Consider the following 20,804-nt stretch of genomic DNA (forward strand, 5'->3'; position numbering starts at 1 on the left):
CCAAGACCCTTTGGCGACGCTAGATTGCGTCCAATTTATCAATAATTTTTTCAAACTGTTTTCGCTTTATCTGAATACGATTGCCATTCATAATCAGCCAATCAGCATTTTTATTTTCATCTGCCAAACGACGGAGCTTATTTTCGCCAATACGGAAATACTTAGACGCTTCTTCAATGGTCAGGGTATAACGCTCCCAGATAGGAATATCTGTCTGCTTCATAAAATCCTCCTTTCCCAATCACACGTTAGATTTCATAAAAGTAGTTTTACAAGCAATCGAACAGCTTTAGCAAAGCTCACGGGAGTTCCACCCTTGCACGGTTCTCGTCCAACTGTACTCATTGCCTGCGACGCTTTTAACGCTCGGACTATGACGATACAGGAGTATCATTATTACGATAAGAATGTCTTCGCTGGCAATCCTGCTAAAGATTACTTCTCGGATCACTGACATGAATCGCTCGCTATCTTTACAGGGCAGGTCATGGCGGTCAGCTCCGTTGGCTCTTTTCTTATCGAAATGTATTCGACTGCTGTTATTCAGTTTTCAAAGAACAGATGGCTTGTCAGCCTATCAAAACATACTGAAAGACAATATGCTTTGATGGAATAACAAACCTCCCCAATCGGGAAGTATGGAAAGCTCGTCCGCACTTCCACGAAAAGAGAGATAAATCGGTGCTACTCAATCTCAAATGACAGGATTTTTGTAATCAACCTGGTTTCCATTCGTCCACGTAAGACCTCATCAACGACCATACTTTGATTGCCATATTCATCTTTCATCAACCGTAGAGAGCGTTTAGCAATGTACCCTCTGTAATAATGTAGAATCTGGTTAATCGCTTCTGTATCGCCATCACAAGCCTTTACAATCAATGGGAATGGAATTCTGGAATATTCTTTTCTCATTCTTCGTTTTCCTCCTCCATAAACTTCTTGATTAAGGCTAGTCCACTGGTTCTATGCCGATAGACAGTAGAACGGTTCAATTTCAACAGGTCTGCAATTTCTGAATCGCTCATGTCCATAAAGTAAAACAGCAGTAGAATTTCACGTTTCTTGTCTGGCAACTCACGTAATGCTTCACTCAACAAATCATTTTCAACGCCTACTGATAACCCATTGAGTGTAAAAATCTGAAAGTCAGTTGAATAGTTATCTGTTGTCGCAAACTGGCTAACAAGATAATCGCCAACATCCGAAAAGGACACCTCACGCTTTGCAATCCTTGAAAGATAAAGCATATAATTCTTTCGCTCGTCTTCCATAGCACGTTTACAGATATAGTCAAACTGATTTTCTATTGTGGTCTGAAAAGAAGATGGTTTCATGTTTCTCACCCCCTTTCTGTCTAGGAAAGGAAGTGAGCCTTGCTCGTTTATCTCCTTTCACTCTTAGTCCCAATGTGAAAGGGGGATTTGTTGCATTACTGATAAATAAACTTTGTAAAAAAGTTCTGAATAGCCAAAAAAGCATATAAACAGATTTATTTCTCTGTTTACATGCTTCTGTTATTCTATCTATATGATTTATAAAACCACATTGGTGGACGTACTTATCTATTGCAGATAGACGACTTTTTTTGACAAGAACCCAATGTAAGGAAATTTATTGTATATGATGTACTTCATGGCGACGTTGACCTCCAACAAACCGCCATTTGGAAGTAATATACAATATTTTAACAGCGTAAATAGCACTACCATATAACGGTTTTTTTTATTGGCGTTTAGTAGTGCTTTTTATTAAATATAAACCTATAAACCATATAACACGTTTTTCTATACCTGTTTTTAATTCAGTAGGAACAATAAAATGTATAGAGGTGGTCTACTATGCGTAAAAAAGAAGATAAATATGATTTTAGAGCCTTTGGTTTAGCCATTAAAGAAGCTCGATTGAAACGAGGTTTAACTCGTGAACAAGTGGGAGCATTGATTGAAATTGACCCACGGTACTTAACTAATATTGAAAATAAAGGGCAACACCCCAGCATACAAGTTCTTTATGACCTTGTATCGTTACTTCATGTTTCCGTTGATGAATTTTTCTTACCTGCTAATAACTTGGTAAAAAGCACCCGACGATTACAGATAGAGAAATACATGGATAGCTTTACAGACAAAGAACTATCCTTAATGGAATCTTTAGCCAGCGGTATCAACGAAGCAAGAAACATCGAAGACTAATTAAAAGAATCCATACATAACGGAAAGAGCCGATAAAATGAGATTGTATTAATCTCATTTTATCGGCTCTGCGTCTTTGCGTCTGGCTCTGTAATCACAGTTACTTTGAACTGCTTTATTTCAATTAAATTTTCTTGTCTGCATTTCGGACAATAGAGGGGGAATTTTTTTAATTCAGTATCTTCCCTTATCTTTAATCGTGTTTTATTTCCACATACAGGACATAATATCCACTTGTAGTTTATAATAACTATCTCCTCCTTTACACTTTAATTCAAATCTTTATTAAAAAATATTTCATCTTATTTAACAAGAAACCATATTTATATAACAACATAAAATACACTAAGTTATTTTATTGAACATATATCGTACTTTATCTATCCGACTATTTGGACGACGGGGCTGGCAAACAGGTTCACCGGTAGTAACATGGTACCCTTTTAACTCTGTTAAACAAACACTACGTCCATTTGTAAAGAAAGTTAAATCACTACGATATTCTTGAATACACCGAGCAGGGATTTCTCCACTAAGAATGACCTCATTATTTTTCAATTGAGTGTCTACGATGTTCGCACAATATTTAGGAGCATCGTTGTATGCTCGTGAAAGATATTCCTGTGGCGCATAAATTTTAAAACTAAGATATGGCTCTAACAATTCTGTTCCAGCTTTTTTTAAGACTTGTTCCAATACAATAGGAGCAAGCATCCGAAAATCTGCTGGGGTACTAACAGGGCTATAGTATAAGCCATACTTAAAACAGATTTTACAGTCCGTCACATTCCAACCATATAATCCTTGTTCGCAACCATAGCGTATCCCTTCCATAACTGCATTTTGAAATGATTGATTTAAGTATCCAAGAGAAACCGAGCTCTCATACTGCATTCCACTTCCCAACGGAAGCGGTGATACAGATAAACCAATGGAAGCCCAGAAAGGATTTGGCGGCACTTCGATGTGAATGGTATATTCTGCATTTTTTAACGGTCTCTCCATATAAATGACTGTAGGCTCTTTTAGTTCTATCTCCACATGATACTTTTCTTGCAACAGTGCACTAATCACTTCCATTTGTACTTTCCCTAAGAAAGAAAGTATAATTTCATGTGTCGTAGAATCCACGTAATATCGTAGAAGCGGATCACTATCTGAGATTTCCAAAAGGGCATCAAGCAACATTTCTCTCTGTTCAGGTTTACTCGGTTCAACAGTTGTTTGTAGTAGAGGGTGCGGATTTTCAATCTTTTTTCTCTGTGGCAATAGTTTTGTATCTCCAAGAACACTATTTAACTTCAAAAACTCATTTTGCAAAATAACAATTTCTCCAGAATAAGCTCTATCAATCTTACATAATTCACCATTTATTGAAGTATACATTTCTGTAACTTTTATTTTTTCTTTTTCTGATACTCTAACCGAATCTCGTAAATGTAGTACTCCACTATAAAGGCGTATATATGCAAGACGTTGTCTTTTTTTTGTATATTCAATTTTGAAAACATTTCCGCAAAGTTCAGACGGACCTCGATGTGTTGATGAATAAAATTTATTAGTAATAACTTCTATAAGGTTATCAATCCCTATATTACTTTTTGCACTTCCATGATAAAGAGGGAACAGAGAACAATTCTGAAATCTTATGCTTTCCTCTTGTTCGAGTTCCAATGCTTCTAATGATTTACCGGACATATATTTCTCTAAAAGGTCATCGTTTCCCTCTATTACCGTATCCCATTGTTCAGATTCGGTAAAGTTCGTCACACACATATTAGGATACAGTTCTACCTTCTGTTTGATTACAATTTCGGCAGAAAGTTTCTCTTTAATATCCTGATAAACCGTTGATAAATCAATTCCATTTTGGTCAATCTTATTGATAAAAAAGATTGTGGGAATCCCCATTTTCCTAAGTGCATGAAATAATATACGAGTTTGTGCTTGTACGCCATCTTTTGCAGAAATCAGTAGAATTGCCCCATCTAAAACTGATAATGAACGATATACTTCTGCTAAGAAATCCATATGTCCTGGCGTGTCTATGATGTTCACCTTCGTATTTTCCCACTGAAAAGAGGTTATTCCTGTCTGAATTGTAATTCCTCTCTGACGTTCTAAAAGCGTATTATCCGTCCTCGTTGTACCTTTGTCCACGCTTCCTAATTCTGTAATCGCTCCACTGTTATATAATAAGCTTTCTGTTAAGGTAGTTTTTCCTGCATCAACATGAGCTAAAACTCCAATATTAATAATTTTCATGTGATTTTCCTCCATTCAAAAACCCAAAAGGGCATAAAAATCCCAGTGATAAATACTTTTATCACTGGGATTTTTATGCATAACCATAGGTATACAAAGCATACAGATATTCTCTGGATACTTTAGAATCACATGATAAAGGTATTCTTAAACTGGGTACAAAAAACTAAGCCCTCCTAAAAAAGGACATCCAATTATTTGTTCCCACTATCAAATTGACAGTTTATTTAAGAATACCTTGCTGCATATTTATTAACTCCTTTTAAATAGATACTTAAATAATAGCACGTAAGAGCATATTTGTAAAGGAATCTCCAATTTTTTATCAAAGAGAGTACGTGATTACAAAATAGCTGTAATAATGTACCAATATTTGTTATTCTATAATCTTCCAATTACTCCCGTTCTTTTCAAGTACCAAATCAAATTGAGATACCTGCGTTGCTTTGGTCTGCTGGTCGATATACTCCACTGTCAGCGATACCGTGACTTGATTATCCTTACGATTGTGAATAGGATTTACCAGTTCTTGAAAGATGTACTCTTTTCCGATTGGTTTTAATATCCCGTCATTCACATAGTAGGAAAGTTCACTGGCTGTCGCTGTAGGATAGAGCTTGAAGAACGTCGTTAAAAACTCATTGATTTCATTGGTTGTAATGGAATCAACCGTCCCCTCACTTTCAATGGCTTTTGGTTTATAACTTGATTTCTTAGGTATGTTGGTAATGGTCGGATTCTTAACCAGTACCATATTTCCAGAACCATCTACATAGACACTCACTATATAAGCAGAGTGGACGGTCTTTGTATTTTCTCCCTCTGTAATGAGCTGGTCTACACTGTAGGTTACATTAAACTCATTGTCGCCAGTTGGCTCTACCGTCCATATCTGAAATCCTCTTACAGAAGACGATACAGGAATATCTTTGCGTACTGTATCAACATTGAGAGCTTGAAGTTCATCTGTCAGATAGCCTTTTAGACTTTCCATTCGATTATCAATGGACTTATCGGATTGCTCCCATGAATAGTAGACTTTCGCAAAGTTCTCTACAAAATTTTCTACATGATGAGTATCAACGTATTCCTTTTCTATGATAGTTGTTTCGTGAATAGTATGAGTATCTATAGCTGTAAAGTGCTTGAATATCGCAAAGCTGAAACTAAGCCCTAAAAGTACCCACAAGGCAATCACAACCTTTTTATGAGGATTGACCTTATAGTAGACACGAGGTTTCTTTTCCTTTGGTATCTGTTTTTCTTTATTCTGATTTTTTCTAAATTTCATCATTAAATCTTCCTTTCTCATTGTTTGATTCGTCCTGCTCCCACTAAATGCTGTTGCCAGTAGGGGCTTGTTAAGTCGGCATAACCGATTGGGTCGCCTGCATGAAACATACGGTTATTGCCAAGGTATATCCCAACATGAGTAATATAAGAGCCAGCGTTATAGGTAGAATGAAAGAAAACCAAATCGCCAGCTTGTGCTTCCGATAGTGGGATATGCTGGGTCACATCATATTGCTGTTGTGCGGTTCGTGGTAAGTTAATTCCAGCTTTTCCATACGTCCATTGTGTCAGTCCGCTACAATCAAAAGAAGTAGTCGGGGAAGCTCCACCGTAAACGTATCGCCAGCCCTCATATTTCAGTGCTTCGTCCATGATGGCTTGTACCGTATCATCATCAAACTCTGTTGTGACAAGATACTGCGTTACCAGTTGCACATAAAACATATTGCCATAGTTGTATCGCCAGCCCCCATTGATAGGTATGGCTATGGGATTGGGGTAAGACACTTTTTCGCCACCTGAATACTCTTTTGAGAAACTTTGAGCCAGTTCAAAGGTATATTTATTTCCACGATTAGCCACATACCCTAAGAAACCACCACCATAATTGTAGGACTGGATAACCGATTCTAAATCTACACTGAGCCTTTCGCTACTGGCTAATAATTCACTGAAATACTTCACACCTTGCTTAATGGATTCTTCTGTACTCAATGAATTAGGTGGAAGACCGAGGGATTCCGAGGACTGCATAACATCTTCCGCAGTACCGCCCGATTCCACCTGTATAATCGCAAGAAGTATGTTGACATATTCTTCAACGCCATATTCTTTGGCATATTTTTCTACCATAGGCTTATGAGCCAGCACTTCTGCGGAAACATTCACACCTCCATAATGAATATTGGAAATTCCGCTGTCCTGTTCATCTGAAAATAAAATGGCAACAAACAGAAGCAGTGAGAAGACCATCAAGAATAATCCAGAACCACCAATCACTAAAGTTTTCAACTTCATGGTTTCTTACCGACTTTCTTAATGGTGGCGGTTTTGATTGGTGGTCTACTTCTTGTATTTTGTAGTGGTACTCTTTGAACAGTAGACGGACGTTCTTTTGTGATTGGACGTTGTGAAGTTCTATCTGCTGTAGTGGTTGAAGTTGCTGGCTTTTGAACGGTTTTTTCTTGAACGGTATTGCCTTGGCGTTCCACTTTTGGACTTGAAAAATCGGACTTAACTGCTGGACGCTCTTGTTTGGCTTGTTGAGATTCCTTATATGAAGTCTGAATATTAGACTGTTTTGAGGTCTGTTCATCATGATATTGTTCTTGTCTTGTAGTCGGTCTTTCATGAACAGAAGAAGCAGGCTGTTTTTTCTGTTTGACCTGTTCCATTTCAGAGCGACGCTTCGCAATGGTTTTTCGCCTTTGTTCCTGCTGTTCCTTGCGTCCACTGGCTCTGTCCGCTTTGGTTTGAGAAATACTACTGGTTAAATCACGGACATTCTCTTTTACTTTGGATTTTCCTTGATATACTGCATATCTTGCATTGGTCGGCAAATCTTTAACCTGTTCTTTCAAACCACTAGCAGTGTCTACCATTCTGTCTTTGGTATCAGCTACTGTACCGATGGTTTGACCGATACGTTTTCCAAGTGTTGATTTTTCCTTTCCGTCTGGTCGGGAGTGATCTGCTTGTGTCCTTGCAGAACTCCCCGAACCCGACTGTCCTTTTTTACCTGTAACAATGGCAGACCCAGCCCCTAGAGTAGTCATGGAACGTCCAAGTTTCCGCTGTAGACGGTGCATGTGAGCGTGCATAAGCATACGAGGTTTTCTCATCACACGACTTCCCACACTTTGAGAATCGTTACTCTGTAGAGAAAACATACTCATTAAATCGCCCAGCTTGAAGTAGATTCCTGCAAAGGTCACAATCTGTAGAAAAGCAATCAAAAAGAACGGATAACCAGCCGATAAGGTATAGAGCATGGTTGAAATACTAAATGCTGTCGTAATAATCAATGTGATTCCAGCTCGTGTCAAAATGGTATTAAAGAGCTTTGTTATGGCTCGTTTTGACATACCATCAAATGATGGAATCATGCTTAAAATAAAGCTCACAGGCAGAAACATAGCATAGATGATAAAAAGTACCTGCGAGAAAATCATGATTCCTGTTAATAGGAATACAAATATGGAAATCCCAATATTGAAGACAAATAGGAAGAAGACTGTACCTAAACGGTTAATGGTCTTTGTAATGGTTAGATTGGTATTGCTTCTGTCTTCAATTTCTTCCGCAACAATTTTTTCTCTGTCTTCGCCATTGTTGGAATCTGGGCTGGTGGAGAGCAGGCTTTCCACACGGTCAATACCGATACTTTCAATGTCTGAACTGTTGTATTGAAGCAGTAGCCACGGTTGCTGAACCTGTATGGAAAACAGGCTATCTCTGATTAAGTCCACGCTGTCCTTGCCTTGACTATCGGAATGGGGCATGACAATCTTCGTGCCAAGTGATAAACTGGCATTACTGATGTCTGATGAAAAGTCATTGATTTTTTTAATGTAGTCGGGAGCGTAGGCAATAAAGGAAGCCGATAGGATAAACACCAGCACAAAATTCATAATGGCATGAATTGCCTTTGTGGTTTCTCTCTTTATCAGTCCCGTATAGGCAACATAAACCCCAAGAACCAAAATCAAGAGTAAGAGGAATCCAACATAGAAACCCTCTGTTGAAAATCCGTTTGCACTCACACCAGCTAAGGTCTGCATATTCTTACCAATGGAATCTGCTGTAGCGGAAATGAAGTCTAAGGAATAGGCTTCCTGTACTAAGTAACCTGTCGCATTGGAAACATACAAACTGATTGTCCAAATAAAATTGGTAATGGCATATAGTCCATACATGACCTGTTTTCCAATCCCGTCCGACCAGTTCCACGGAAGCCAGCCCCAGCTATTATCCACATAAAAATCCAGTTGATAGTTTTCAAGTGGGTATCGGCTGTATTCATTTGCCACATTGACCGTATCATCTACCAAGCCCGCAGCTTGAACCACCGTTCCCAGCATGGCTAAAAGAAAAATGGCAATCACAAGTGTGAAAGCCACTGTCATTGCCACTTTACCTAGACGTTTCAGCGTCCAGTTTGATTTTATTCTGTTTACTATTGATGGTTTCACATTTACACCTCTTTTCGCACAGGTGGTCTGGTATCAAAGGCATGGAGCAGTTCTTCAAATACAGGGTGGAACTGTATCACACCGACACGACCATATAAATCACTGATAAGGCATTGCCCGTTTTCCAAATCACGCAATCGCTTCTGATTGTTTTCGTCCTCTGGGTCTACACCAAAAAAGGCTAAGGTCTTTTTAATCTCGTTAAGGTCAGTGGAACGAAATGCAAATTTTAAGCCGAGGTTATTTTTCAGTTTTTCATCTAAGAGGTCGTCTGTATTTTGGGTCACGAAATATACCCCAGCGTTCATAGCACGACCAGCCCGAACCAGCTTCATAGATAGTGTTTTTCCTTGTGCTACCTGTAAAAAGCTCCATGCTTCGTCTAAATCTACAATCTTGAAAATGCTTCGGTCTGTATGGATAAAGTCTAAAGCAAAGGTACTAATGACAATCAGCATAGCAACGGATAAAAGCTCCATAGTGGTATATTCCTCAAAGGAAGTTTCCTTGTCGGGAAGTACCAAGTCCGCAACCTGTATAATGTTCAGTTGTTTTTCTAAGCTGATAGACTGCTCCACATAACCATTACTGAATAATAAATGTGCAAAGTCATAGTCTGTAAAACTTTCGATATGGTCGGCTATACTGGTACTTAGTGGCGTATTCTCAACCCGTAATTCCTCAATCACTTTCATCAACCCTCGTACTTCACTATTGGTTACTGCACGAATGGCTTTTCTAAGGATTGGGAAGCGTTCCCCATCACGAGAGGAAATCCCCGTAAGGAACGTCAAAATGTCGATTGCCAGTGATTCAGAATCTTTGGGATTTTTCATAATCACGTAAGGGTCAAGTAAGCCTTTATTTTTCTCATCAGAAGTCAGATTGACAATATTAATTTCGTGAGCGATTTCTGGCAAGGTTTCTTTCCATCTGCCACGTTCCGCTTTCGGGTCAACAATCACTGCTTGTGCCCCATAAAGCACTGCATAATAGACGATAAGGTTATTCGCAAAGGATTTTCCACCGCCTAGCGAACCTACAAAGGCAGACGCTAATGCATTGGTTACTGAACCCTTAACCCCTTGACTGGCAAGAGCAGGTTTGAGGTAGACATTGCGTCCTGTATCTAAGCTATAGCCAACATAAATACCCTCATTTTCGCCAAGCATTTGAGTAGCACCGAAACCAAGTCCAGCTAAGAAATCAGAGGTTACATACTGAATATAGTCATTCATATAACGCTTGCTTGATGGTAAAAATTCTTCATGTAAGCCCAGCATATCTCCAAATGGTCGTACCAACTTGACACTTAAATCGTCATAAAAATCTTTCACTTCATTACAACGACGTTTCAATTCGTCCAAGTCATTTGCGGAAACACGCACCACATAAGAGAGCTTATACATGGATTCCTTGCTTTGGTCTAAATTATTTTCCAGCTCATTGACACTTTCCAGAGCTTCCGCCACATTAGAGCTGGTTTCGTTATCACTTTGCCATGCGTGGTTATCTAGGTCTTTTAGTTCTTTCTTTTTATTACGAACGGTGCTTAGTGCTTTACGGTTTGCCACGATTTCCACATTCATAGAAGTATCAATCGGGAATGTAAATTGCTGTTGCTGGTAGTAGAAGATTTCAGAGGACGGAAAGTCCAATTCGCCGACAATGCTGTTGATGGTAAAGTACGCCACATAGACGGTTTCGTCTTCCTGTTGAATTTTTAGGTATCGCTGTTTTTCTTCCACCAGACAACGGGTCGGTTTAATAAGGTCATAATATTTAATCAGCGTTTCATTATCCAGCTTCTTCTTTGATAGATGGTACTCATAATCTTCATAAGCTGTACCTGTCTGTCCATAAAGATGTTCAATCAGATAGCCGAAGTCGTCCTTATCCAGTCTACGGATTTTGAAACGACGAGAGATTTTATTTTCCAAGAGCTTTTCCATCTTCTGAAAACGCAGGATTTCATCATTACTCATGCTGACAAAATCGCCCATTAGCTTATGGTTCACATCATAGACAAAATCAGACAAAGCATTTTTGGCTTCAACGGTAAGACTTTTCATAGAAAACTCTTGATCGTTGAGAAGCAACTTAAAGCCGATAAAGAAGCGGTAGTCCACTTGATTTTCGCCAATCATGGATATTAAAGCGTCTGTCTGTTGGTCGATTTTGTCATAGGCAATTACTTTGAGTTTGCCAGTTACTTCCTCTTTGGAACGTTCTTGTGCAGAACGTATGCTGGATTCTGTACTGATTTGTAGAGCATGAATCTTGCCATCACGATTTTGTGCGATAAGCTGTCTGAAAGAATCATGCACTTGTATTTTCTGTTCTGGACTTAGGAATGAGTAATTGTAAGGAATAAGCTCATAATAGGCGTAACATTCGCCATCTTTATTCCAGACCAGATTATTTTCAATGTATTTAATTGGATATGCCATAAAATTCACTCCTAACTGTCGTAATGGCTTCTTGTGGCTGGTTTCTGCCAAGGGTTACTTTTTTCCCTGCATAGGTCAGCTTTGGTCGCAGTGCATAAGCAATGACAGACTTCAAAAATCCATAAGGCTTTTTACCATCAAAGGTTTTTGTAGACATAAACCATGTGAAAGCCACAGGAATTCCAAAATATTTGAGAAATGCTCCCTCAATCATGGAAAGAGGTGGCAAGTTGCCAAGTATCATAACCGCAAACAGTGACACGACAAACCACGTCATTTGCGTAAAGGTTATGGGAAACGGAAGTCTAAAATCGTTGATGGAGTACAGCACTTTCTCAACAGACCAAATACTGGTATAGCTTCGTATTTTCTTCATAGAATCAATCCTTTCAATAGACGATTTCAAAAATCCCATAATTGGTTGTGATAAAAGTTCCCGAAATTTCTAAATCACGACCATAGGATTCGTAATCAATATAGTTTTGAAGACTGGTTGGCACTTCGCCCAATACTCCAGTTTCTTCAATGTAGTAACGTGCGACATCTGCCATATCATCACAATCCGAGTGAATGATAATATCCTCTTGATGTTCGCTTAGTTCCTCAATACTTGAAAAATGAGTGAGCAGAGCAGATAGCTCGGATTGTAGTTCCTCTGGCAACTCCGATACCATTTCCCATAGGCGATTGAGTTCGCCAATAGAAGTGTATTCGTCAACCGTAAAGGGTAACTCATAATCGTGAATGGCGTATTCCTCGTATTCATCATTCAAGCCGATTTTCTCTTTGACTTCTTCAAAATCAATGGGAAAGGTAAACCAAGCACCGACTAATTCTCCTTCATTGTATTTACCTAAGTTGGCAATATAGACTTGCATATCGTCCATGTGTTCACGTCCTTTCTTTGTAGAGATTCAAAAATCCCTACCGCACTTCGTTTGGTGTACCATTCTTTTGCGGAACATAAGAAAACCACTTATATTCCACAAAATAACGGTTTAATTTAAGCACCGATAATGCGATTAAATAGCTCTAATAAAATGTCTTTTACTCCAGCAGCGTTGAACACCAAGCCCACCGCAATAATCGCAATGATGAGAAAGCCAATCAGTTTACTAAACTCACGCTTGAAGCCAAGATACAAGCCAATTACAACGATTGCTAAAAGTACCAGTGATTGAGCATTTGATAGAAACCAGTTATAAAGGTTTTGTCCAAAATTCATAAAAATGTTCTCCTTTCTGTATGCAGTGAATTTGTATTTAAGTTATTTTTTTGTCGTTATCACGTCCTGTTCTTTTACCGACTGTTGCTTTAAAATCTGCTTGTGTCGGTCTGTCAGTTTCGCATGGTCGAGAATGTCTTTCACAACCTGCGTCTGGTTAATTTCATCAAGTGTAATAGCAACCTTTAAGGTCGGGGCGACTTGATGAGATAGCCAGTTTAGTGTCCTTTGGAAAGAGTAAGGCTCTGGTTTTGTGGTTAGCTTTAATCGTTCACGATTGTTTCCAATAAACCATGCCCATTCTTCATTGAGTTTCCAATCGGAACGTGCTTTTGAATCGTCCTTATCCACAAAGCGGATATACCGATTGATAATCTTAAAAGCTGTATGCTCTGGATTATCATAGACAAGTAAATCACGTACTGCATAATAGGCACGCTCATTTTTTAGTCGGATTTCAAAACGGTTTTTAACCTCTGCGTCTTCAATGGGAATATCATTTTTCTTGTACTGCTCATAGTCCTTTTCATAGATACAGAAATAGACTTCGCTTTGTAATGAACCGATATAAAGCGTGTTTCCCATACATTCCTTTTCATCTTTGCGTACCAGTTCGCCACTGCGATAGCTCTTGAAACTGCGGAACACCGAAATACACTCTTCCTGTAGGCATTTTTCCGTCAGTGTGGGAATATTCAAAATCCCTGTTTTATCGTTGATGGCAAGGTCAAGGCGTTTCATCACGCCACCAGCCACCAAAGCGTCCATAAAGAACTCATACCAGCTTCTTTGTTGTGCTAGAAGATAGCTTTCAAATTGTCTGCACCCACGACCTTTTAATTCCACCAGAACACCTTTGTCTATCTCATGAGAGCAGAGAACGAATATATCGCCTAAGGCATAATGTTCTGAATAAGAATAAAAGCCATAGTCTTCATGAAGAAAATAGGAAAGTTTCAATTGCAATATTTCTTCAACCACATGCTGTACGTCCATTGTGGGAAAGCGAATCCTTACATAGTCAAAGAGCATTTCAAGTGGGGCATCGGGATTGAAGCGTTCCAGAGTTTCCCAAAGGGATTGTTGCAACTCGTCTGATGGCTTAACCTTGCCAGTTTCAATGTCGCTAAGATATTGCCTTGTAATGCCTGTAGCAATAGCCAGTCGGTTTTGAGATAGCCCATAAGCCAACCGTTTTTCCTTTAAATGCTGTATCAAAGTTTGTTCATTCAGTTAAATCCCTCCAATTAAAAAAGGTATGTCAACTATTGAAGCTCATTTGACATACCACGAAATTTTCTAAACTCCTTGTAACCAAAGAATTTTCTGCTATTTTTTTGACTGTTTCCTGTCGATTTGTACCCCCCCTGTTAGATACGGGGGGTTAGGTGCTGGCGTGGCTATCGCCACACCAGCCAGCAAGATCAGTCCACACCTGCGACTTTCGCTTCGCACGTCGCCTGCGTGGACTGTCTGCTGTTGGTTAGTTTTTTTATTTCCTCCAAAAAGTCATGACCTTTTGGTACTAAGGGAGTGTAAAATTCTGATATGACACTTGTTCCCACATCAACATAGCCACGATCTTTGATTTGTTTTAAGAAGAAATCTTTTTGTACATCACTGCCAAACATCATGCCATAGCCCATTTCAGACATTCTTCCAAGTGCCACTCTGAAATTAAACTGGTCACGGATTCCGTCGCCTAAATATTTTGCGTCTGGACGTTGACAAGCCAGTATTAAAAAGAAGCCAGCTTGACGACCTAACATGACAATCTGTTTGAGCTTGTTTAAGACTGCGGTATTTTCTTTATTTCCCAGCATTTCCATGAAAGCCACGTATTCATCAAAGATAAGAAAGTTTGCAGGAAGTCCTAAGTAGGCATAGTTCTCGCCAGTCTTATAGTTTTCCATCTCTTTCATAGCTTCACTTCGTGCCATCATTTCATCATAGAAACGGTCAATGCAGGAGAGCATATCTTCTTTTCTGTAGTAGACATTCCCCATCACAGAGCCTAAGTCGGCAAGGTCGGCGTTCTTTGGGTCAAGAATATAGAGCTTAGAATCTGTATAAAGCAAGGCTTCAATCAGTGTCAGTATAAAGTAAGTTTTACCGCCACCTGTACCACCAGCTATGAGCATGTGAGGGAGCTTGTCATATTCCCACCATACGTTTTCCATCAAGCGTAGTTTGCCATCTTTGGCTTGGACTTCATCAATAGAAATACGACTGGCGATGGTGTCATAGAGCAGGGTATATTCCACATAAGAATCTTTTAACTCTTTATCCGTCAGCTCACAGTACAATCCGCTTTCTAATTTCTTTTCCAAGTGTAGGAGCTGGTCTTGATATTTTCCTAGCGTGATTTCCACTCGCATCTGTATTAAACCATCTTTAAGGCGATAAAATATTTTGGGAAAGTAGGTTATCTTTTCCTTAGTACGACTGGACGAATCTTTGAAGAAGCCATCTGTTTTGACCTGTTCCGATTCATACCACTTGTTTTCAAGTACCATCTTAGCCAGCTTTTGACGGTGGTACAGTTGTTTTACTGTATCATATCTATATCTTTTGAATAGAAATGCCACCAGCAAGCAGACAAGAATTGCGACACTAACACTAATAACTAAATAGGGAATGTGAATCTTGTCTACTTGTGATAGGTTAAAGTCCTGCCAGTTAATCTGCTGGATTGTCTTCACATGAAACAGTCCGATAACCAGCAGGAAAATTGGCAGTAAGGACGCTACTGTAAAATGAAAGACTAAATCCTTGTCACTTGGGCGAATCCTTTTACCACGAATGCCAAACTGTTTCATGCGGGATTTCCTCCTTTCTCTCTAGTGGAAGTAGCATGACTATTTATCCGTGGCTGGCTCTTTTTTAGGTTGTGGCTGATTTTTAAAGGTACTGGAATCTTTCGTCAATACAATATCGTCTGCCTTGATATACCAGTCAACATCTGCCCCTCGGAAGGTAGCGGTAGCGACGGTATCTGCAACTGGATTGATGATTTCCACTTTTGCGTTATAGTCAAACTCTTTCAAAGGAACACTGGCAGGAATACTCACTTGAATCATACGTCCTTGCCCTTTGGATTTTAAATCATAGGTACGTTCTTTGATTTCATCTGAAACCGTACCGTCGTCATTTTGGATTCGTACTTCACGACGGAGTGCTGAAAACTTTAATTCTCCAAATGTAGCGTCTTTATCTAATACAATGCCATTAGGTAATCTCATCATTTTTCCTCTCTTTCTTTATTCTTTTATCATGTCGTCCGCATGTAAAAGGTAATTTGTGAATCCACGAGTACCAATTTTATAGCCCTCTGCGGTAATACGTGGATTGACTAACATTACACGTTCCTCAAAGCCGAAATGTTTTTCTCCAGCTTCAGCAGGAAGCACCACCACAATATCATCTGCTCTTTGAACGTCAGAATAGAGGTTGTAGCTTCGAGATAAGACAGTTAATTGTCCGTTGATTCTTCGCTGTTCTACTTTATCCTCGCCAGCAAATTCTAAATTGCCAAATGTTTTTTCCATGTTGGGAATCACAAATTTAAGTTCCATATTTTTACCTATCCTTTCTTTTTATTGTTTGATAAATCTTGTTTGTTTGATGGTCTTAAAGGGAGGGGAGCGACCTTTTGATTCTTGATTTTCTGTTTTCATAAGTTCACTTCCTTTCAAATATTGGGTAAAAAAATAGACACCTCATTTTTTGAAGTGTCTACCTATTAAATATTCAATTTTATTGGAAGTATCTTTGTATCTTCACTTTTCAAGGATAAATCGTCGTATCAAAGCTCATTCATAAGTAGTAAATTAGTAGTAAATTGAGTGGTTTTGACCTTGATAAAGTGTGATAAGTCCAGTGTTTATGCGGATAATTAGATTTTTATACTGTTTTTATAAGTAAAAAATATAAATAAGCCAGATTTTTTAGGATAAATTATAATTTAAATAAAAATTTAAAATTTAATGAAATTATACTATTAGTCAAAAATAATATCATTTTATTATAAACAATCATATAGAGTTGAGTGAAAACGCTATAAATGTTATGATTATATTAATAGATAGTAATGCAATTAAAAATAAATAAGGAGGCTTTTATGGAGTTTATTAGAGAAAATGGTATTTTTAATATTAACTTAGATTCTATATTAACTCTTGCCCTGGCAGTAATAGTATTGTTAGTAGGCTATGGAGTTAAAAATAGATCTGTATTTTTAAGAAAATATTGTATCCCAGCACCAGTAGTTGGTGGATTTTTATTTATGTTTATAACATTTATAGGTTATAAAACAAATTCTTTTAACTTTGCTTACGAAAACGTCTTTCAATCAACATTTATGTTGGCATTCTTTACAACAGTTGGTTTAGGAGCAAACTTAAAAATATTAAAATCAGGTGGTAAGCTTTTAATTATCTATTGGTTACTTTGTGGACTTTTATCACTTGTTCAAAACACAATTGGAATTGGAGTTTCTAAAGCAGTTGGACTTGAATCAGCTTATGGAATGCTTGCATCATCTGTATCAATGATTGGTGGTCATGGTGCTGCAATGAGTTATGGCTCTACTTTCGCGAAAATGGGTTATGAACAAGCTCCAGTTGTTGGTGCTGCAGCGGCAACTTTTGGACTAATATTTGGTGTACTAATAGGTGGACCTCTTGGAAGAAGATTAATAGTTAAAAATGACTTAAAACCTATTGATGATAATTTTGACTCATCAGCGCTTGACAATTTATTTAAAGAAGAAAAGGTAGAACTTACAAACCTTGATGTTATAAAAAATGTTGCAGCAATTATTATATGTATGGCATTAGGTACTCTTGTTTCAAAACAAATTGGTAAATTAATTGATATGGACTTTCCAGATTATGTAGGTGCCATGTTTATAGCAGTTATACTTAGAAATATTAACGAAAAAACTCATTTCTACAAATTCAACGGAAACCTAGTTGATGGTATTGGCGATGTTATGTTAAACCTATACCTAGCACTTGCACTTATGACATTAAAACTATGGGAACTTCAAGACTTAATGGGTGGAGTTCTAGTTGTTCTAATTTGTCAAGTTATTTTCATGTTAATTTACTCTTACTTCGTTGTATTTAGAGTTCTTGGAAAGAATTACGATGCTGCTGTAATGTGTGCAGGACTTTGTGGTCACGGACTTGGTGCTACACCATCTGCTATAGTTAATATGACTGCAATTAACGAAGAATATGGTATGAGTAGAAAAGCTATGATGATTGTTCCTATTGTTGGAGCTTTCTTAGTAGACATAATTTATCAACCTATTGTATTGACATTTATTAAGACATTTGTAAAATAATAATTAATTGCATTTTTATCTAATATAATAAACTACTAGATGGTGGTTTAAAAGTTAGTAAAATCCCATTAAAAGAACCAGCGGACTATTTCGCTGGTTCTTTTATTTTTTAATTAAATTTTAATAACTTTCTAAAATGCTTCTCATTACAATAATTTTTGTTTCATCGAATTTTTCAAAAGCTTTTCTTGAGCTTTTTTCATCATTAAAGCATTTCCAATAACCTGTACACTTACAAGTTTTTTTGTCCCTATCCTTAAAATCTATTACATCCTTTAAAGGATATCCAAGAAAGACGCCAATCTCATCGGGACAGCTGTCATTAAATCTATTTTTTAAAAGATTTAGGTAGTCATAAACTTGTCTACAATCTTTATAACCCATTAGATTTAAAAATTCAGAAACTTTTGATGTGGATAATTTTTTATCTAATTTATCTTTTTTAAAAAAATAAACTAAAACAAAATTTTCACCTTTCTTTAATTCAAAAAAATCAAGACCCAGAGAATCTCCAATTAAAGTTTTATTTTTTTCCCACAAATCTTTTAAGGCTCTATTTCCATTTTTTAAATTCATCATTGTAGCCAATTTCAAATCTTTTAAAGTTGGTGCAACTGTGGACTTAATTAGAGCATAAAGATATTCAAAATCTTTAAAATTTTTTATTTGCTCAAAAAATTCAATGAAAATAGAATTTTTAATCATAATTAAGACCTTGCAAGTTCCTTTCCAAGAGCTTCACATTCTTCTAGTGCATCTTCATCAGGATTATCATAAGCAGCAAATCCATCATCAATTAATTTTGCACCAGTTCCTTCAATTTCTTCTTGCCAAAGCTTCATCCATTCCCCATCAGCCCATTCATAAGAACCAAATAGGACAACATTCTTTCCAGAAAGAAGTGGGTTTACTTTATCCATAAAAGGTCTCATTTCTGTTTCTTCAAGTTCTTCAGAACCCATTGCAGGACAACCAAAGGCAATTCTTTCAACATCTTTTACATCATCTTCTGTAGCTAGTCCTACTTGAATTAATTTAACTTCAGCGCCTTCTCCTTCTGCACCCTTAACTATTGCATTAGCCATTTTTTCAGTATTACCTGTTCCTGACCAATATATAACATTTACTTTACTCATTCTATTTCCTCCTTATTTTGAAATTAATTATCATTTAATTTGATTTTAATATATTTCTAAGATAATTTTTATATAAAATTATTAGAATTTTTTAAATAAATTTATTGGAAGGTCTTTATAAACTTTAAGGAAAAAATAAGTAAAATTTATAATTTATTAAGTTTTATAATTAAAACTTGAATATGAATAAGATGTTAAAAATATAAAATCGTATTTAAAATAGTAAATAAAAAAACCAAGGACAAATCCTTGGCCAAATATTTATATTTAAGATTCTTTTACTTTTTTATTCTTTCCCTAGCAGGAACTTTTTTAAATATTCCAGTAACCATTAGTGCAATTGCTCCATCTGATGTAACATTACAAGCTGTTCCAAAGCTATCTTGAAGGGCAAAAATTGAAAGCATTAAAGCAGTTCCTGTGTCGTTAAATCCTAAAACTGATGTAATAAGTCCAAGAGAAGCCACTACAGTTCCTCCAGGTACTCCTGGTGCAGCTATTGCAAAAATTCCAAGTAAAACTATAAAGACAATCATGTTAGAAGTTTCTGGAAGCTTTCCATTTAAAATTTGTGAAACTGTCATTACAAAGAAAACTTCTGTTAAAACTGAACCACATAAATGAGTGTTTGAACAAAGTGGAATTGCAAAATCTCTTATTTTTGGATCAAGGGTATCAGATTTTCTTGCACATTCTAGAGCAACTGGTAAAGTTGCAGCAGATGACATAGTACCTACAGCTGTTAAATAAGCTGGCAAATAATGTTTAAAAACTTCCTTTGGATTTGTTTTTGATATAGCTCCTGCTAATGAATACATTAGAGTCATCCAAATAAAATGTCCAAGAATTACAATTAAAATTATTTTTAAGAAAACTGGAAGTTCTGAAATAATAGCTCCTTCATAGGATAAAACTGCAAATGTTGTAGCAATATATACCGGAAGAATTTTTATTACAAAATTATTTACTATTGATAAGATTATTTTATTAAGTTCTAAAAGTAAATTTTCCCAATGTTCTGACTTAGTAACTATTACAGCAATACCAAATAAAATAGAAGTAACTAGAGCTGTCATAACTGGCATTATTGGATCAATTGATAATTTAAAAATTGATTCAGGAATTACATTTCCTGCTCCAACATTTGATGCAATATTGAGCCTTGGAATAATAGCTCTTCCTGCTAAGAAAGACATTGTGGCCGCTCCAACAGAAGATAAATAACATATGACTAAGGTTACACTTAATATTTTGCCAGCACTTTCCTTTAAAGAAACAATTGCTGGAGTTATAAATCCTAAAATAATAAGCGGAACAATATAGCCAATTAAATCTCCAATAACTCTTTTTATTGTATTAATTACAATAATGGCTGACTCATTGGAAATTCTACCTACAAAAATTCCAATAATAATTCCTAAAATTAGTTTAAAAACTAAGGAATTAAAAAAACTATTTTTTTTCATTTCTCCTCCTTATAAATGTAAAATTGAAATTTAACTTATATATATTATATATTATTTTACCCTTCAATTGTAGTGATACTAATAGTTTTTTTTAATTTACTGAAATTTGAGATGAAGGATATTATTAGTTTTATGCAATTCATCAAATTTTTTGTAAACAATAAAATCGCTTATTTACATATTTTTTGAATAATTAATTTTTAACTTTATAACTTTTCCCTAATATTTTTTTA

Annotated in this window: 23 protein-coding genes; 3 read left to right on the forward strand and 20 right to left on the reverse strand. The window is 36.8% G+C overall.

The window, feature by feature from the left end; translation table 11 throughout:
* Positions 1-19: 19 nt before the first annotated feature.
* Positions 20-223: an excisionase gene (locus JOD41_RS01240; protein ID WP_000814510.1), complete on the reverse strand. Its 204-nt coding sequence runs from the start codon at positions 221-223 to the stop codon at positions 20-22.
* A gap of 264 nt (positions 224-487) precedes the next feature.
* Here JOD41_RS01240 and JOD41_RS09255 point away from each other — a divergent pair, with 264 nt between their 5' ends.
* Positions 488-616: a hypothetical protein gene (locus tag JOD41_RS09255; protein ID WP_258559368.1), complete on the forward strand. Its 129-nt coding sequence runs from the start codon at positions 488-490 to the stop codon at positions 614-616.
* A gap of 68 nt (positions 617-684) precedes the next feature.
* On the opposite strand, the gene JOD41_RS01245 is transcribed toward JOD41_RS09255, so the two are convergent.
* On the reverse strand, positions 685-915 hold the full coding sequence (locus JOD41_RS01245) for a helix-turn-helix domain-containing protein (RefSeq protein WP_001224508.1): 231 nt from the start codon (positions 913-915) through the stop codon (positions 685-687).
* The gene (locus JOD41_RS01250; protein WP_005957428.1) at positions 912-1,337 is read right to left on the reverse strand and encodes a sigma-70 family RNA polymerase sigma factor; all 426 of its coding nucleotides are present in this window, start codon (positions 1,335-1,337) and stop codon (positions 912-914) included. The genes JOD41_RS01245 and JOD41_RS01250 overlap by 4 nt, the downstream gene beginning before the upstream one ends.
* A 504-nt stretch (positions 1,338-1,841) precedes the next feature.
* On the opposite strand from JOD41_RS01250, the gene JOD41_RS01255 reads away from it, so the two are divergent.
* Positions 1,842-2,195 (forward strand): helix-turn-helix transcriptional regulator, encoded by a 354-nt coding sequence (locus JOD41_RS01255; RefSeq protein ID WP_001227347.1) that lies wholly within the window; start codon positions 1,842-1,844, stop codon positions 2,193-2,195.
* Positions 2,196-2,254: 59 nt separating this feature from the next.
* Here JOD41_RS01255 and JOD41_RS01260 read toward each other — a convergent pair whose 3' ends face one another.
* The 14 genes from JOD41_RS01260 to JOD41_RS01330 form a co-directional block, all read right to left on the reverse strand.
* On the reverse strand, positions 2,255-2,449 hold the full coding sequence (locus JOD41_RS01260; protein ID WP_074048148.1) for a cysteine-rich KTR domain-containing protein: 195 nt from the start codon (positions 2,447-2,449) through the stop codon (positions 2,255-2,257).
* Positions 2,450-2,540: 91 nt separating this feature from the next.
* Positions 2,541-4,460, reverse strand: a complete 1,920-nt coding sequence (gene tet(M) / locus JOD41_RS01265) for a tetracycline resistance ribosomal protection protein Tet(M) (RefSeq protein WP_000691736.1) — start codon at positions 4,458-4,460, stop codon at positions 2,541-2,543.
* 15 nt (positions 4,461-4,475) lie between these two features.
* Entirely contained in the window at positions 4,476-4,562 is an 87-nt protein-coding gene (locus JOD41_RS01270) for a tetracycline resistance determinant leader peptide (RefSeq protein WP_011058339.1), read from the reverse strand.
* Between the two features lie 274 nt (positions 4,563-4,836).
* Positions 4,837-5,772 (reverse strand): conjugal transfer protein, encoded by a 936-nt coding sequence (locus JOD41_RS01275; RefSeq protein WP_001224320.1) that lies wholly within the window; start codon positions 5,770-5,772, stop codon positions 4,837-4,839.
* On the reverse strand, positions 5,769-6,770 hold the full coding sequence (locus JOD41_RS01280) for a bifunctional lytic transglycosylase/C40 family peptidase (protein WP_000769868.1): 1,002 nt from the start codon (positions 6,768-6,770) through the stop codon (positions 5,769-5,771). Before JOD41_RS01280 ends, JOD41_RS01275 begins: the two co-directional genes overlap by 4 nt.
* Positions 6,767-8,944 carry a CD3337/EF1877 family mobilome membrane protein gene (locus JOD41_RS01285; RefSeq protein ID WP_000804748.1) on the reverse strand — a complete coding sequence of 726 codons (2,178 nt, stop codon included), beginning with the start codon at positions 8,942-8,944 and terminating at the stop codon, positions 6,767-6,769. The genes JOD41_RS01280 and JOD41_RS01285 overlap by 4 nt, the downstream gene beginning before the upstream one ends.
* Before the next feature lie 2 nt (positions 8,945-8,946).
* Complete coding sequence (gene tcpF, locus JOD41_RS01290) at positions 8,947-11,394, reverse strand: conjugal transfer ATPase TcpF (protein ID WP_205051260.1); 2,448 nt, start codon at positions 11,392-11,394, stop codon at positions 8,947-8,949.
* Positions 11,378-11,809 (reverse strand): conjugal transfer protein, encoded by a 432-nt coding sequence (locus JOD41_RS01295; protein ID WP_002368313.1) that lies wholly within the window; start codon positions 11,807-11,809, stop codon positions 11,378-11,380. Before JOD41_RS01295 ends, tcpF begins: the two co-directional genes overlap by 17 nt.
* Complete coding sequence (locus tag JOD41_RS01300) at positions 11,784-12,281, reverse strand: antirestriction protein ArdA (RefSeq protein ID WP_002368312.1); 498 nt, start codon at positions 12,279-12,281, stop codon at positions 11,784-11,786. The genes JOD41_RS01295 and JOD41_RS01300 overlap by 26 nt, the downstream gene beginning before the upstream one ends.
* Before the next feature lie 116 nt (positions 12,282-12,397).
* Entirely contained in the window at positions 12,398-12,619 is a 222-nt protein-coding gene (locus JOD41_RS01305; protein WP_001009056.1) for a hypothetical protein, read from the reverse strand.
* Between the two features lie 42 nt (positions 12,620-12,661).
* Entirely contained in the window at positions 12,662-13,837 is a 1,176-nt protein-coding gene (gene mobT, locus JOD41_RS01310; RefSeq protein WP_002390710.1) for a MobT family relaxase, read from the reverse strand.
* A gap of 206 nt (positions 13,838-14,043) precedes the next feature.
* Positions 14,044-15,438 carry an FtsK/SpoIIIE domain-containing protein gene (locus tag JOD41_RS01320; RefSeq protein WP_205051261.1) on the reverse strand — a complete coding sequence of 465 codons (1,395 nt, stop codon included), beginning with the start codon at positions 15,436-15,438 and terminating at the stop codon, positions 14,044-14,046.
* 39 nt (positions 15,439-15,477) lie between these two features.
* Positions 15,478-15,864 carry a YdcP family protein gene (locus JOD41_RS01325; protein ID WP_000985040.1) on the reverse strand — a complete coding sequence of 129 codons (387 nt, stop codon included), beginning with the start codon at positions 15,862-15,864 and terminating at the stop codon, positions 15,478-15,480.
* A 15-nt stretch (positions 15,865-15,879) separates the two neighbouring features.
* The gene (locus tag JOD41_RS01330; protein ID WP_000420681.1) at positions 15,880-16,194 is read right to left on the reverse strand and encodes a YdcP family protein; all 315 of its coding nucleotides are present in this window, start codon (positions 16,192-16,194) and stop codon (positions 15,880-15,882) included.
* A gap of 545 nt (positions 16,195-16,739) precedes the next feature.
* Here JOD41_RS01330 and gltS point away from each other — a divergent pair.
* Entirely contained in the window at positions 16,740-17,969 is a 1,230-nt protein-coding gene (gene gltS, locus JOD41_RS01335; RefSeq protein WP_205051262.1) for a sodium/glutamate symporter, read from the forward strand.
* 120 nt (positions 17,970-18,089) lie between these two features.
* Here the strand turns inward: gltS and JOD41_RS01340 are convergent, their stop codons facing one another.
* From JOD41_RS01340 to JOD41_RS01350, 3 genes are all read right to left on the reverse strand, one after another.
* The gene (locus tag JOD41_RS01340) at positions 18,090-18,674 is read right to left on the reverse strand and encodes a DUF3793 family protein (RefSeq protein ID WP_205051263.1); all 585 of its coding nucleotides are present in this window, start codon (positions 18,672-18,674) and stop codon (positions 18,090-18,092) included.
* 2 nt (positions 18,675-18,676) lie between these two features.
* On the reverse strand, positions 18,677-19,105 hold the full coding sequence (locus JOD41_RS01345) for a flavodoxin (RefSeq protein ID WP_205051264.1): 429 nt from the start codon (positions 19,103-19,105) through the stop codon (positions 18,677-18,679).
* 278 nt (positions 19,106-19,383) lie between these two features.
* Positions 19,384-20,571, reverse strand: a complete 1,188-nt coding sequence (locus JOD41_RS01350) for a dicarboxylate/amino acid:cation symporter (RefSeq protein WP_205051265.1) — start codon at positions 20,569-20,571, stop codon at positions 19,384-19,386.
* Positions 20,572-20,804 lie beyond the last annotated feature (233 nt).

The organism is Peptoniphilus gorbachii (assembly GCF_016908115.1).
GTDB lineage: Bacteria > Bacillota > Clostridia > Tissierellales > Peptoniphilaceae > Peptoniphilus_A > Peptoniphilus_A gorbachii.